Origin of the sequence: Catenulispora rubra (assembly GCF_015356825.1) — a bacterium.
Lineage (GTDB): Bacteria > Actinomycetota > Actinomycetes > Streptomycetales > Catenulisporaceae > Catenulispora > Catenulispora rubra.
Genome location: NZ_JAACYW010000150.1, coordinates 15,108 through 27,340, shown reverse-complemented (window position 1 = coordinate 27,340; position 12,233 = coordinate 15,108). Strand labels below are relative to the sequence as shown.

The 12,233-nt window shown below is 70.1% G+C and carries 15 protein-coding genes; 4 read left to right on the top strand and 11 right to left on the bottom strand.

The window, feature by feature from the left end:
* Nucleotides 1-547: RICIN domain-containing protein (locus tag GWK61_RS32500; RefSeq protein ID WP_369125630.1), on the top strand; the 547-nt coding region annotated here is incomplete at its 5' end.
* A gap of 121 nt (nt 548-668) precedes the next feature.
* Here the strand turns inward: GWK61_RS32500 and GWK61_RS32495 are convergent.
* On the bottom strand, nt 669-2,348 hold the full coding sequence (locus tag GWK61_RS32495) for an MFS transporter (RefSeq protein ID WP_194915515.1): 1,680 nt from the start codon (nt 2,346-2,348) through the stop codon (nt 669-671).
* On the bottom strand, nt 2,345-3,889 hold the full coding sequence (locus tag GWK61_RS32490; RefSeq protein WP_194915514.1) for a long-chain-fatty-acid--CoA ligase: 1,545 nt from the start codon (nt 3,887-3,889) through the stop codon (nt 2,345-2,347). Before GWK61_RS32490 ends, GWK61_RS32495 begins: the two co-directional genes overlap by 4 nt.
* 111 nt (nt 3,890-4,000) lie before the next feature.
* Between GWK61_RS32490 and GWK61_RS32485 the strand changes: the two genes are divergently transcribed.
* A complete protein-coding gene (locus tag GWK61_RS32485) occupies nt 4,001-4,603 on the top strand; it encodes a TetR/AcrR family transcriptional regulator (RefSeq protein WP_194915513.1) in 603 nt (200 codons plus the stop codon).
* A gap of 89 nt (nt 4,604-4,692) precedes the next feature.
* On the opposite strand, the gene GWK61_RS58810 is transcribed toward GWK61_RS32485, so the two are convergent.
* From GWK61_RS58810 to GWK61_RS32475, 3 genes are all read right to left on the bottom strand, one after another.
* On the bottom strand, nt 4,693-4,815 hold the full coding sequence (locus GWK61_RS58810; RefSeq protein WP_267254409.1) for a hypothetical protein: 123 nt from the start codon (nt 4,813-4,815) through the stop codon (nt 4,693-4,695).
* 105 nt (nt 4,816-4,920) lie between these two features.
* Complete coding sequence (locus GWK61_RS32480) at nt 4,921-5,355, bottom strand: hypothetical protein (RefSeq protein ID WP_194915512.1); 435 nt, start codon at nt 5,353-5,355, stop codon at nt 4,921-4,923.
* 109 nt (nt 5,356-5,464) lie between these two features.
* Nucleotides 5,465-5,911, bottom strand: a complete 447-nt coding sequence (locus tag GWK61_RS32475; RefSeq protein ID WP_194915511.1) for a DUF4395 domain-containing protein — start codon at nt 5,909-5,911, stop codon at nt 5,465-5,467.
* 97 nt (nt 5,912-6,008) lie between these two features.
* On the opposite strand from GWK61_RS32475, the gene GWK61_RS32470 reads away from it, so the two are divergent.
* Complete coding sequence (locus GWK61_RS32470) at nt 6,009-6,446, top strand: thioredoxin family protein (RefSeq protein WP_194915510.1); 438 nt, start codon at nt 6,009-6,011, stop codon at nt 6,444-6,446.
* A 90-nt stretch (nt 6,447-6,536) separates the two neighbouring features.
* Here the strand turns inward: GWK61_RS32470 and GWK61_RS32465 are convergent, their stop codons facing one another.
* From GWK61_RS32465 to GWK61_RS32455, 3 genes are all read right to left on the bottom strand, one after another.
* A complete protein-coding gene (locus GWK61_RS32465) occupies nt 6,537-7,490 on the bottom strand; it encodes a cation diffusion facilitator family transporter (protein ID WP_323747856.1) in 954 nt (317 codons plus the stop codon).
* A gap of 241 nt (nt 7,491-7,731) precedes the next feature.
* Complete coding sequence (locus GWK61_RS32460) at nt 7,732-8,358, bottom strand: GNAT family N-acetyltransferase (protein WP_194915508.1); 627 nt, start codon at nt 8,356-8,358, stop codon at nt 7,732-7,734.
* A gap of 111 nt (nt 8,359-8,469) precedes the next feature.
* Nucleotides 8,470-9,015, bottom strand: a complete 546-nt coding sequence (locus GWK61_RS32455; protein WP_194915507.1) for a carbonic anhydrase — start codon at nt 9,013-9,015, stop codon at nt 8,470-8,472.
* 120 nt (nt 9,016-9,135) lie between these two features.
* On the opposite strand from GWK61_RS32455, the gene GWK61_RS32450 reads away from it, so the two are divergent.
* Nucleotides 9,136-9,699: a TetR/AcrR family transcriptional regulator gene (locus tag GWK61_RS32450; protein ID WP_194915506.1), complete on the top strand. Its 564-nt coding sequence runs from the start codon at nt 9,136-9,138 to the stop codon at nt 9,697-9,699.
* Between the two features lie 119 nt (nt 9,700-9,818).
* On the opposite strand, the gene GWK61_RS32445 is transcribed toward GWK61_RS32450, so the two are convergent.
* The 3 genes from GWK61_RS32445 to GWK61_RS32435 all read right to left on the bottom strand — a co-directional run bounded on the left by GWK61_RS32445 (nt 9,819) and on the right by GWK61_RS32435 (nt 12,212).
* Nucleotides 9,819-10,586: a hypothetical protein gene (locus GWK61_RS32445; protein ID WP_194915505.1), complete on the bottom strand. Its 768-nt coding sequence runs from the start codon at nt 10,584-10,586 to the stop codon at nt 9,819-9,821.
* A gap of 167 nt (nt 10,587-10,753) precedes the next feature.
* Entirely contained in the window at nt 10,754-11,011 is a 258-nt protein-coding gene (locus GWK61_RS32440) for a type B 50S ribosomal protein L31 (RefSeq protein WP_194915504.1), read from the bottom strand.
* A 112-nt stretch (nt 11,012-11,123) separates the two neighbouring features.
* Entirely contained in the window at nt 11,124-12,212 is a 1,089-nt protein-coding gene (locus GWK61_RS32435) for an aldose epimerase family protein (protein ID WP_194915503.1), read from the bottom strand.
* Between the last annotated feature and the right edge of the window lie 21 nt (nt 12,213-12,233).

The window sequence follows — 12,233 nt, the reverse complement described above, 5'->3', positions numbered from 1 at the left end:
CGCCTCGAGTCCCGCCGCCCCGCCGGCACCGGCCTCCAGCTCCAAGCCCGCCGCTCCCCCGGCTCCGTCCAAGCCCGCGCCGCCGACGCAGCAGAAGACGACCAACATCCTGAACTACGCGGCCAACGCCTCAGTCGACCTGAACGAGGACAAGTTCAACGACGGCCAGCAGGTGGACATCTGGCCGACCAACCATTCCCTCGCGCAGACCTGGACCGTATGGACCTATTCCGACGGCACCACGGTCATCCAGTCCAACGACAAACCGGCGACCGCCGGCACGAAGGTCCTCCAGGTGGACCCCACCAACGCCACCGATGTCGACATCTCCGACGACTTCAACGCCGTGGCCGGTCTCCAGGCGCACCTGACGGCGCCCTTCCAGCTGTGGACTGTGACCGCCATCCCCGGCAACACCGACTACGGGGTGCTGAAGAACAAGCAGACCGGGACCTGCCTGGCCGGCAAGGGCAACCAGCAGTGGCTCTCGATGGCGCCGTGCAACACGGCGGACCAGAGCCAGTGGTTCTGGTTGTTCGGGGTCTGATTCGGGGTCTGATCCGAGGCGACAGCCGACGGCCCGCCGTCACGCAGTGCGTGACGGCGGGCCGCGTCGTATCAGGGCACGATCAGTCACGATCAGTCGCTCGCGATCAGCGACAATCACCTCAGGTAGCCGGCGCCTCCTGCAACCTCGCCAACTCCGCCGCGACCGCCTGCTCGTGCGCCTCGGCGTCCTCGCGAGCCTTACGAGGACTCCACCGGCCCCGCATCATGACCGCGAAGGGCAGGAACAGGATCTGCCCGCCCAGCGCCACCCACCACCAGGTCTGCCACTGCTTGGGCCCGTCCTTGACCGCCTTGGCCACCGACGCGCCATGCGCCTGCAGGATCGCGATGTCCGGCTGCGCCTGCTGCACCGTCTGCAGGTTCGCCAGCCCGACCTGGGCCACCGCCTGCCCGAGCACGTCCGGCGGGATCGCGGCCGGGTTCGGCGGGTACTTGGCCAGCTCGGCGAAGATCGCCGGGTGCGCGCCGATGATCGCCAGCGCCGGTCCGGCCTTGGCCTGCGCGGCGGCCACCTCGGCGCCGTGGTCCACGATCGGCGTCACCGACGTCACCACCACCGGCACGAACGCCGCCGACACCGCGACCACCACGCGCAGGATCCAGCCCCACACCGCCAGGCCGGTCGCCGTGGCCGCCGGGTTCTTGTCCTCGACGGTCTCGGTGAACGCCGCCATCCACGGCGCGTAGGTCACCCCGGCCAGCGCGCCGCCGATGAGGAACAGCACGGCGAAGGTGTAGTAGCCGGTGTGCGCGTGCGTGGCCAGCAGCGCGAAGATCGTCGTGGTGGTGATGGTGCCGACACAGCCCACGATCATCAGGGGTTTGCGGACCTTGAGCTTGTCCGAGATCAGCCCGGCGGCCACCAGGGAGACCGCGTTGGAGGCCCAGTACCAGTTCGCGACCGCGTTGGCGCGCTGCTCGCTGTAGCCGTAGACCGAGGAGAAGTAGATCACCAGGTTGCCGACCAGCGCGTAGTACAGCAGCAGGTACACGCTGACCGCGAACGCCGGGCCGGCGATGCCCGGCCGCAGCATCTGCCGCCAGTGCCCGGCCAGCGCCTGCTCCGGGTCGATGCCGCGGGCCCGCGCCTCGACCAGCGCGCGGTCGCGCATGCTGACCATGATCTGGTCGCGCAGCCGCGGCGAGAGCTCGCGCAGCGCGAACAGCGCCAGCACGAACACGATCAGGGAGCTGATCCCGGAGTAGTGCAGTTCGTCCTGCCAGGTCGAGCTGCCCAGGGTGTGGCTGGTCACGGTGGTCACCACCAGGCTGCCGACCACCGGTCCGATCGCCCAGAAGCCCATCGCGGTGGCCCGGCCCAGCTGCGGCGAGAAGTCGCGGATCAGCGCCGGGGTGGCGACCAGGATGATGCCCTCGACGAAGAACAGCGCGGCGAACAGGGTCAGGAACGCACCCTTGCTCGACGTGCTGGGCAGGATCAGCACCAGGATGCCGGCCACCAGGAGCCCGTAGACCACCAGGTTGGCCCGGCCCCAGCGGTCGGCCAGGCCCGCGAGCAGCGAGGAGGCGGCGCCGACGGCGTTGCCGATGACCGACATCCAGATGAAGTAGGTGAAGGTCATGTGGTAGCGGGTGATGATCGACGTCGCCACCGCGTACTGGATGTAGAGGAGGTAGTACAGGACGATGGTGGTCAGCACGACGATGCCCAGGTAGGCGTACCGGCGTGCGGACTCCGGATAGGCCGCCAGGTCTCGGCGCCAGAGGCGGTTCAGGACGCCGGGACCTGCGTCCACTGCGATGCTCGAAGAACTCACGTCCGCAACTCCTTCTTCAGGATCTTGCCGGTCGGCCCTGTCGGCAGGGCACTGAGAAACTTCACTTCACGCGGGTACTTGTAGGCCGCCATCCGGTCTTTGCAGAACGCTATGACGTCCTGCTCGTCCGCCTGCGCTCCGGCCTTGAGCGCGACGTACGCCACCACCTCCTCCCCCAGCCGCTCGTCCGCGCGTCCGACGACCGCGGCCTCGGCGATCGCCGGATGCGTGTACAGGACCTCCTCGACCTCGCGCGGGTAGACGTTGAACCCGCCGCGGATGACCAGGTCCTTCTTCCGGTCGACGATGTAGAAGTAGCCGTCCTCGTCGGCGTAGCCGAGGTCGCCGGTGTGGAACCAGCCGTCGCGGACCGCCTCGGCGGTGGCCTCGGGGTTGTTCCAGTAGCCCTTCATCATGTTGTGGCCGCGGATGACGATCTCGCCGACGTGCCCGGGGCCCGGCGGCAGCGTGCGGTCCGCGTCGTCGACCACGCGGGTCTCGATGCCCCAGACCGACTTCCCGATGGAGCCGACCCTGCGCTGTTCGGCGCTGATGTTGAAGGTCGTGGTGCTCGCCGACTCCGACAGGCCGTAGCCCTCCAGGATCACCACGCCGGGGAACTTCTCCTCGAAGGCCCGGATCACCTCGCCGGGGATCGCGGCGCCGCCGGAGCAGCCGACGCGCAGCGCCGACAGGTCGTGCTCCGAGGTGTCGGCGTGCAGGAGCGCGAAGAACATCGTGGGGACGCCGGAGAAGATGGTGCAGCGGTGCTTCTCCATCATCTCCAGGACCGGGGTGGTCTCGAAGCGCGGGACCAGCGCCATCGTGCCGCCGAAGCGGACCGCGACGTTCAGGACGCTGGACAGGCCGAACACGTGGAAGAGCGGGAGGACGGCGAGGGTGACGTCGTCCGGGCGGATGCCGAACAACTCACCGGAGACGGTGCAGTTCATGAAGAGCTGGAAGTGCGTCAGCTCGGCGCCCTTCGGCTTGCCGGTGGTGCCGCTGGTGTAGAGGACCACGGCGGTGTCGTCGGCGTTGGTCGGTGCGATGTCGCCGGTGTCGGTGGCGTTAAGGAGTTCACTGAAAGCGTGCGTGCCGGTCGGTGTCGCGTCGAATCCGGGCACGTCCACGATGTAGACCGGGATCCCGCCGGCCTTCTCCCCGGCATTCTCGCCGGCCTCCTCGGCGCCGGCGACCGCCTCGGCGGCCAGCGGAGCGCAGGCCACGAGGATCCTCGACCCGGAGTCCCGCAGGTGGTAGGCGATCTCGTGGCCCTTGAGCAGCGGGTTCAGCGGAACCATGATCAGCCCGGCCTTGAGGATGCCGAAGTAGCAGAGCAGGAACTCCGGCAGGTTCGGCAGCTGCACCGCGACCCGGTCCCCGCGTTCCAGACCGAGCGCGAGCAGGGCGGCGGCCACCCGGCCGGAGTCCTCGTCGGCCTGCTCGTAGGTGAGGGTCTTGTCCCGGCTGTGGCACAGCGGCTTGCCCGGTGAGGCGTGCCGCGACTCGCGGAGGATCGTCGCGAGGTTGAAGGTCATCGGCGCTCTCGCTTCCCGGTCACAGACCGACCGCCCGGTATGTTTCGCCTTAGTATCGTCTTGAATTCCGTGGTGTCAATGGGTGCTACCAGGACCCTGACGAGGAGCGACATGACTGGGCAGGACCGGACGAAGGTGCAGCGCGGGCAGGCCCGGGAGCGGATCGTCGCCGCCGCCACGAACCTGTTCGGCCGCCAGGGCTACGAGGCCACGACCACCCGCCAGATCGTGGAGGCCGCGCAGGTCACCAAGGGCGCGTTGTACCACTGGTTCAGCTCCAAGGAGGAGCTGCTCACCAGCATCTACCGAGAACTGCTCGCCGAACAGACCCAGCGCCTGGAGGCGATCGCCGCCGCCGACGGCCCGGCCGACGTCCGGCTGTCCCGCGCGGTCACGGACCTGTTCGCGCACATGGACGACCACGCCGAACCCCTGACCGTCTGGGCCCGCTCCATGCACCTGGTGGCCGGCGAGCACGCCGCGGCCGTGCGCGCCGAACGCCGCCGCTACCAGCACCTGTTCCAGGACCTGGTCGAGGAGGGCCAGAAGGCCGGGGTGTTCCGGGCCGACGTGGGGGCCAGCGTCATCACGAACACGTTCCTGAGCAGCGTGGTGCAGATCCACCGGTGGTTCCACGCGGAGGGGCCGCTGACGCGCCGGGAGTTGGGGACGCAGATGGTGGGCTTGTTCCTGGACGGGGTGCGGGTCGCCTAACCCGACGGCAGGCTCACGCCGATATCGCTCGGCCTACACCGCGGCCAGCAGCCACACGCGCAGCACTATCCCCAAGCCAGGGACCAGGCTCAAGCCTCCACCGGCAGCCGTCCCGCATCGCGCGCGAGTGCCACCCCGGCCTGCGCCGCGAGCATCGCAGCGACCTGTCGGGCGGCCGGCGACGGAGTCGTGCCGGGCTCTGGTGCGAGCATGAAGCGGCCGAGGGTGCGGCCGCCGGAGCGCGCCAGCAGTTCGATGTCCGTGTCGGGGAATCCGTAGCCGTCGACGTTCAGCGGGATTTCAACCGGCGGAGCGGCTCACATCCCGCAGATGCCCGCGACGATCTGGGCGTCGCGCAGTGCCGACGTGGTGTCCGGCTGGTGTCCGGCCGCCACCTGGGTCACGATCGCCTGCAGGTCGTCGGCGACCTTATTCATCGCGTCGCGTCCGCCGGGCTTCTGGGTGGCCAGGGCTGCGGCCCGCAACTGCCCGATCGAGGTGTTGGCGGCGCTGACGGCCGCCTGCAGATTGGTGTTGGTCTGAGCCTTCTCAGCGTTCTGGATCGCCAGCATCGCCTGGGTGCAACCGGTGTCGGGTCCGCTGTTCCCGCCCGAGGTCGCGCCGGTGAGTCCCCCCACGCCGCCGCTCGACGACCCGCCCGCGCCGACCGTGCCCGAACTCGAGCACCCGGCGAGCAGCAACGCGGCGCACACGGCACCGGCCATCGCGGGTATACGAGGACGAGTGGACATGGACCAACCCCCACTGTTCGACTAGCTCGTTCTCCACGAGGCGCCCGTTGTCAGCGGCCGTATGGACGAGCCAGGCCGCTGACTTTAGGTCAGGACCCTAGCATCGAACTCAGGAAGCTTGTCCCCGCACCCGGACCACCATCAAGTACATCTCGCACCCGAGGCAGAATCCGAACGCCGCGTTGAGGAACGCCGCGGCCAGCGCCAACGCAGTGGCGGCGATGCCCAGCGCCGGCACCCCTGCCAGGTAGCCGACGACCCCCACGACCGCGAACACCACACCGACGCCCTGCGCGAACCGCGGCGGCGCCTCGTCCTCGAACGCGGTCGGCGGCCCGAGGCGCGGACGGACCACGCGCGCGAACAGCAGACCATAGGGCGCGCGTCGCAGCCCGGCGAAGGCACCGATGGCGAAGACGAGCGCCTGCGCCGCGAGCAGCCATCCGCTCCCGGTCGCGAGCACCACCACGAGCACGACGGTGGTCACCGTCGCGCCGAACCTCGGGCCGCGGACGTCGATGCCGCGCGCGGGCGGTGTGACCTGCGTTTCCGTCATGCGGCAAAGGTAGGTCGGAGAATCCGGTGAGACGATAGGTGTCTCACACACCGGACAAGCCGGGAATAACCCGCGAGACGTCGTCACTGTGTCCTGCATGGATGTCACCGGAGTGCTGGCGGCGGTGGGCGTGCTGGCGGCGGCGTCGGCCTTCGGGCTGTGGCGCAGACGGACCGATGGGGCCGTGAAGGCCGTGAAGGCGGCGCCGTCGGCGGACACCGATCAGCTGACGGCCACGGACCTCGGCATCGAACTCGATCCGCGGGCGACGCTGGTCCAGTTCTCCTCGAAGGTCTGCCGGTACTGCGGACCGACCCGCCGCGTCCTGACCGAGCTCGCCGACCGGCACGCCGTGGCCTTCCTCGACATCGACGCCGAGGAGCGGCTGGATCTGGCCCGCCGCCTGACCGTGCTGCGGACGCCGACCGTGCTGCTGCTCGACGGCGCGGGCCGGATCACGCACCGAGTCTCGGGGCCGCCGCGGCGGGATGAACTGGCGGCGGCCGTCGGTTCGTTGGTAGGGGCGGATCAGTAGCCGGTCGGCAGGTCCAGCAACCGGTAGGCAGATCGATAACTTCCAACTTCCGGCAGAGTAGTAGCCGATAGTCAGCTCAGCGGCCGGCGGTCAGTGATCGTGCGGCCCGGTCCGATGCACCGGACCGTGCGTGTCCTCGCAGTGCCCGGAACCGTTGTCCGGCACGCTGTGCGCGATCTGCAGCACATCGCCCTCGACGTCCCCGAGATGGTCGACCTGCAACGTGGCGTGGCTGATCCCGTGCTCGGCCTGCAGCTGCGTTTGCAGCACGCGCCGCACGTTGTGGCAGTCCCCGCCGGGCACCACCAGCACATGCGCGCTCAGCGCCGCCTGCCCCGACGTGATCTCCCAGATGTGCAGGTCGTGGACCTCTATCACCTGCTCGACCGCCGCCATCTGGTCGCCCACGGCGTCCGGGTCGATGCCGGCCGGCGCGGCCTCCAGGAAGATCCGCCCGGCCGCCGTCACCAGTCCGAGCCCGGCCTTGAGCATCAGCGCCACGACCACCAGCGTGGCGATCGCGTCCGCGCGGGCGAAGCCGGTCAGCACCACCACCAGCCCGGCGACCGCGGTGGCGATGAAGCCGAACAGGTCGGTCAGGATGTGCTGGAACGCGCCCTCGACGTTCAACGACGTGCGGTTGGCCTTGGAGATCGACCACGCCGCCGCGATGTTCACCGCCACCCCGACCAGCGCGGTGGCCAGCACCAGGCCGCCGGTCACCGCCGGCGGGCTGATCAGCCGCCGCACCGCCTCGAACGCCAGCACCGCCGACAGCACCAGCAGCGTGACGCCGTTGGCCTGCGCGGACAGGATCTCGGCGCGCTTGAGCCCGAAGGTGTAGTCGCCGCGCGCGGGCCGTGCGGCGAGCCGCATCGCGAACAGCGCCAGCAGGATCGAGCCGGCGTCGGTGAGCATGTGGGCGGCGTCGGAGAGCAGGGCCAGGGAGTGCGCGAGCACGCCGATGGCGACCTCGACCGACATGAAGCCGAGGATCAGCGCCAGGCCGATCAGCAGCCAGCGGCGGTCGGCGTCGTCGGCCACGCCGTGGCTGTGGCCGGCATGGCCTCGGCCGCCGCCTTGGCCGCCATGGCCGTGACCGCCACGCTCGTCGTGGTCGTGCTCATGCTCAGACACTCTGCTCCAACCGGGCCGGGGTCCTGCGGGTGACACCAGAAGTGAATCGCACATTTGCGTATGGACGCAAAGATGGGAACGACATCGGTTTCCAATGTCACCGCAGATGACGGCTTCACGGCCCTGCCGCCTGTCACTTGTCACAGCCCTATCGCTGGTATACGAACCCCGCCAACGGCGCGTGCACCTTCCAGCCCAGCGACTCGTACAGCGCCCGACCGTCGTTCGTCGCGCCCAGCACGCTGGTGGAGGCGCCCAGCTCGTAGGCCTTGTTGGCCAACGCGTTCATCACGACCGAGCCGAGGCCGCGGCGCCGGTGCTCGGGTTCGGTCGAGATCTGGTCGACGGTCCCGTGGTCCCCGACGTAGCCGTACTGCCCGCGCGCCGCGAGCACCCCGCCGGATGTCAGGATCCGCACATAGGTCGTGCCGTCCTTCGACTCGGAGGTGAGCCGGTAGCCGTCCGGGACCACGACGGCCGCCGGCGCCACGTCCACCGCCATCAGCCAGCCCGGCTCGTCCTCGATCCAGCCGGCCGGCAGCCACGGCGCCAGCTCGGACGGCGCCACGTGGCTCTTGAGCCACGTCAGCGGTTCGTCGATGGAGGCGACCAGTTCTCGCACGCCCTGCTCCTGCGGCTCGAACAGCAGATGGCGGCGCAGCTGCTTGTCGTCGCCGACCTCGATCCGCAGCCCCCACCGCGTCGGGACCGGCGGTTCGGTACCGCGGGAAACGCTCCAGCCCTCGGCCCAGCGGTGCATCAGATCGGTGGTCATGCGGCCCTCCCCGTAACGAGTCCTTTTAATGATTGAACCTTACCGAGAAGAGCCGACGGAGTCACGGGTTCTCCGAACGCGCGGCGCAGCGGTCGGCGCCGGCCGGTCAGGTCACTCCGGCGCCACCACGGTGGTGATCACGCCGGTCTTGAGGTCGTAGGCGTAGCCGCCGATCCTGAGCTTGTCGATGCTCGGCGCCAGCACCGGCGCGTTCCGCAGCACCTCGACGTCGTGCCGCACGGTCGCAGCCGGGTCGAGCACCGCCATCGCGGCGGCCGTCGGCTCGTCGTACCCGCCGCGTTCGGCGAAGGTGCGGCGCAGCTCCGGGTCGGCGAGCAGGCCGGCGCCACAGTCGGTGTGGTGCAGGATCGCGACCTCGAACCAGTCGGCGTCAGGGGTCTTGTTCTCGTGCAGGTGGCAGACCCAGGCCAGGTCGTCGATCGCCGACTCGGTGGCGCGGCCGCCGATGTTGCGGGCCACGATCGCCTCCCCCAGCTCCACACCGGCGATGGCGGCCGGCTCGACGCGCGGGTCGACGCAGGTCAGCAGGTAGACCTGCCGGAAGGGGATGAACGGGATCTCCGGGATCTGGAGCTTGGCGTCGGTGGCGGCGAAGGCCTGGTTGCGGTCGAGGTAGGCGCTGAAACGGGACGACATGGAGTCGGGTCCTCTCGATGGCTGCTCATTCAGAAGGAACGTTCGTTCTCCCTCTCCCCCGACTCTAGGAGGCTGCGGGGAGCGAAGTCAACAGAACGTTCCTTCCACTACCATGGAGACATGCCGAACGCCGCGCCGAGCCCCAGAGACCGCCTGCTGGAGACCGCGCGCAGGCTCTTCTACACCGAGGGCATCCACACCGTGCCGGTCGACCGCCTCGTGACCGAGGCCAACGTGACCAGGGCGACCTTCTACCGGCACTTCCCGGCCAAGGAGAACCTGGTCGAGGCCTACCTGCGGGCCACCGACGACGAGTTGCGCGCCGCGGTCGCCGAGGCGCTGGAACAGGGGACCCCGCAGGAGAGCGCCGCCGCGCTGCTGGAGCTGATCGGCCAGGTCACGGTTTCGGCGGGCTTCCGCGGCTGCCACTTCATCAACGCCTCGGCCGAGTACCCGGACCCCGAGGACCCGATCCGGGTGGCCGTCGCCGAGCACCGCGCCTGGTTCCAGGACACGGTGACGCGGCTCGCCGAACGGGCCGGGCATCCGGATCCGGAGTACGCAGGACGCGTGCTGGTGCTGCTGCACGACGGCGCGTTGTCAGCCGCCGAGCTCGATGATCCGCAGCAGGTGCGGGACACGGTGATCCGTGCCGGGCGCGACCTGCTGCGGCTCGACGGCTGAGGGGCGGTCGGACAGTAGGACGGCAAGACAGTAGGACAGCAGGACGGTGCGGCGCGTTACGGGACCGGTCGCGACGGCGGCCGCTGCCGGCTACTCAGGTCTGCCGGCTACTGCACCGGCTACTGCAGGTCGCAGGTCCCGTATTCGGCCTGTCCGGAGACGTCGTGGCAGGTGAAGTTGGCGACCGGCCCGGGGGCCTGCGGCGTGGTGAGCGCCACGCCCCATGCGGCCGTCGTGCCGCGGCAGCCGACGTGCAGGGAGAACGACATCGTCGACGGCAGCGTGTACCAGTAGCGCGACGTCGAACCGTTGCCGATGCCCTGCCACGGCGAGTACCCGGAGCCTTGGGCCGCCTGGACCCAGACCCCCTCGACCGAGTGCCCGGACACGCAGGAGACCGTCCCGCTGATCTGGTACGTCGTCGGGGCCTTCGACGTCGAAGGCGGGGGCGGCGCCGAGGTAGTCGGCGGCGCGGCGACCTTGGTCACCGTAGACGGCGGCGGCGCCGCTACCGACGTCGGCGGTGCCGGATTGGTGACCGGACCGGTCGGCGGCGGTGCTGCGACCGACGTTGAGGACGGTGGCGTGGCCGGCGTCGACGGCTTGGCGGTCGGCGACCCCGGCGGCAGGCCGGCCCGTGCCGACCAGGTGAACTGCGGCTGCTGCGAGTACCCGCCCCCGGAATCGGTGGCGTACGGCGACGAACTCTCGGTGGCCGCCGCGACGCCGACCGCGGGCTTGTGCGGGGACGAGCCTCCGGCCACCGCGACCACCGACACCACGCCCACCGCCACGGCGACGACCGCTCCCGCGGCGATCGCGATCGTGCGCTTGCGCCTTGCGTTGAGCGGATCCGCCGGCAGCGGGATCGTCCGCTTCTCCTCCATGGCATCCCTTCACCCGAGCCCGCCGCAGCGGGAGACAAACCAGGATCGTTATACGCGACCCCGACTTCGGGTGCTCCGATTCCTCAACGGGATTCTAAGGAGCGCGAGGCTGCCTTGCTTGACACGGGCGGGAGGCCGGTTCGGTTCGGAGCCGGCCCGGACCGGCCTCAGTCGCCGGAGGTGGGGCGCTGGTAGCGCCGGTTGAAGCGCTCGACGCGTCCGGCGGTGTCCACGACGCGGCTGTTGCCGGTGTAGAAGGGGTGACTGGCCGAGGAGACCTCGACGTCGATCACCGGGTAGGTCCTGCCGTCCTCCCACTGCACGGTGTGCGCGCTGGTGGCGGTGGACCGGCTGAGGAAGGCGTAGCCGGCGGCCTGGTCGCGGAAGACGACGGCATGGTATTCGGGGTGGATTCCGGGCTTCATGGTGTTCCTCCTGCGCTCTTCGCGAGGTTGACAGTGCGATGAACGATCGGGCCCGCGGTGTTCAACGCGTTCCGCGCCGGGTTATTCCGCGAGTCTCTTGGCCAGCGTGGTATCAGTCGCGGAGCCGCTGCCCGACGCCGAATTCCAGGACCGTCGTCGAGGTGAAGACCCGGCCCGGCAGCAGCAGGGTCGAGGGGTATTCGGGGCGATGGGGTGAGTCGGGGAAGTGCTGGGTCTCCAGCACGATGCCGCCGTAGCGCTGGTAGCGGCGCCCGCCGGGTCCGGTCAGGGTGCCGTCCAGTTCGGAGGACAGGTAGAGCTGGAGGCCCGGCTCGGTGGTCGCGATGCGCATGGTGCGGCCGCCGGCCGGGTCGTGGAGGGTGACGACCGGGCGCGGTGCGGCGGTGCGGCCGCCGCGCAGGACGAAGCAGTGGTCGTAGCCGCCGACGAGGGTGAGTTGCGGGTGCGGGTCCGACAGGCGCGCGCCGACCGGGGTCGGGGTGCGGAAGTCGAAGGGGGTGCCGGCCACCGGGGCGGCGCCGTCGAGGGGGATCAGGGCGGCGTCGACTGGGAGGAAGCCGTCGGCGGCGACGGAGAGTTCGTGGTCCAGGACCGTGCCCGCGCCTTCGCCGGCCAGGTTGAAGCGGGCGTGGTTGGACAGGTTCAGGACCGTGGGGGCGGTGGTCTCGGCGCGGTAGTCCAGCGTGAGGCGGCCGGCGGCGAGGGTGTAGCGGATGCTCACGGTGACCTCGCCGGGGAAGCCTTCCTCGCCGTCGGGGCTGATCCGGGTCAGGGTCACCGACGTGCCGTCCTCCACGTCGGTCACGCCGTCCGGGGCGGTCCACAGGCGGGAGCCGAAGCCGGGGGTGCCGCCGTGCAGGGTGTTGGGGCGCGGGCCGTCGTTGAGCGGGAGGCGGATCTCGCGGCCGTCCAGGGGGAAAGTGCCGCCGGCGATGCGGTTCGCGTAACGTCCGACGACGCAGCCGAAGTAGGCGCCGCGCTCGACGTAGTCGGCCAGGTTGTCGAAGCCCAGGACCACGTTGCCCATCCGGCCGTCCCGATCCGGGACACTGATTTCCTGCAAGGTCGCGCCGTAGGCGAGGATCGTGGCGCGGGCGCCGGAGGAGTCGGTCAGCCGCCAGTCGTCGACCGGTGTGCCGTCGGACAGAGTGCCGAATGGTCGGAGGGCTGGAGATCGCAAGGGGCTGCTCCTCGGCGCGGT

What these genes read in the sequence shown, in the direction of transcription:
- GWK61_RS32490 (WP_194915514.1), bottom strand. Translation starts at nt 3,889, where the DNA reads ATGACCTTCAACCTCGCGACGATCCTCCGCGAGTCGCGGCACGCCTCA.
- GWK61_RS32485 (WP_194915513.1), top strand. Translation starts at nt 4,001, where the DNA reads ATGACTGGGCAGGACCGGACGAAGGTGCAGCGCGGGCAGGCCCGGGAG.
- GWK61_RS32445 (WP_194915505.1), bottom strand. Translation starts at nt 10,586, where the DNA reads ATGGAGGAGAAGCGGACGATCCCGCTGCCGGCGGATCCGCTCAACGCA.
- GWK61_RS32455 (WP_194915507.1), bottom strand. Translation starts at nt 9,015, where the DNA reads ATGTCGTCCCGTTTCAGCGCCTACCTCGACCGCAACCAGGCCTTCGCC.
- GWK61_RS32470 (WP_194915510.1), top strand. Translation starts at nt 6,009, where the DNA reads ATGGATGTCACCGGAGTGCTGGCGGCGGTGGGCGTGCTGGCGGCGGCG.
- GWK61_RS58810 (WP_267254409.1), bottom strand. Translation starts at nt 4,815, where the DNA reads ATGCTCGCACCAGAGCCCGGCACGACTCCGTCGCCGGCCGCCCGACAG.
- GWK61_RS32475 (WP_194915511.1), bottom strand. Translation starts at nt 5,911, where the DNA reads ATGACGGAAACGCAGGTCACACCGCCCGCGCGCGGCATCGACGTCCGC.
- GWK61_RS32450 (WP_194915506.1), top strand. Translation starts at nt 9,136, where the DNA reads ATGCCGAACGCCGCGCCGAGCCCCAGAGACCGCCTGCTGGAGACCGCG.
- GWK61_RS32440 (WP_194915504.1), bottom strand. Translation starts at nt 11,011, where the DNA reads ATGAAGCCCGGAATCCACCCCGAATACCATGCCGTCGTCTTCCGCGAC.
- GWK61_RS32460 (WP_194915508.1), bottom strand. Translation starts at nt 8,358, where the DNA reads ATGACCACCGATCTGATGCACCGCTGGGCCGAGGGCTGGAGCGTTTCC.
- GWK61_RS32480 (WP_194915512.1), bottom strand. Translation starts at nt 5,355, where the DNA reads ATGTCCACTCGTCCTCGTATACCCGCGATGGCCGGTGCCGTGTGCGCC.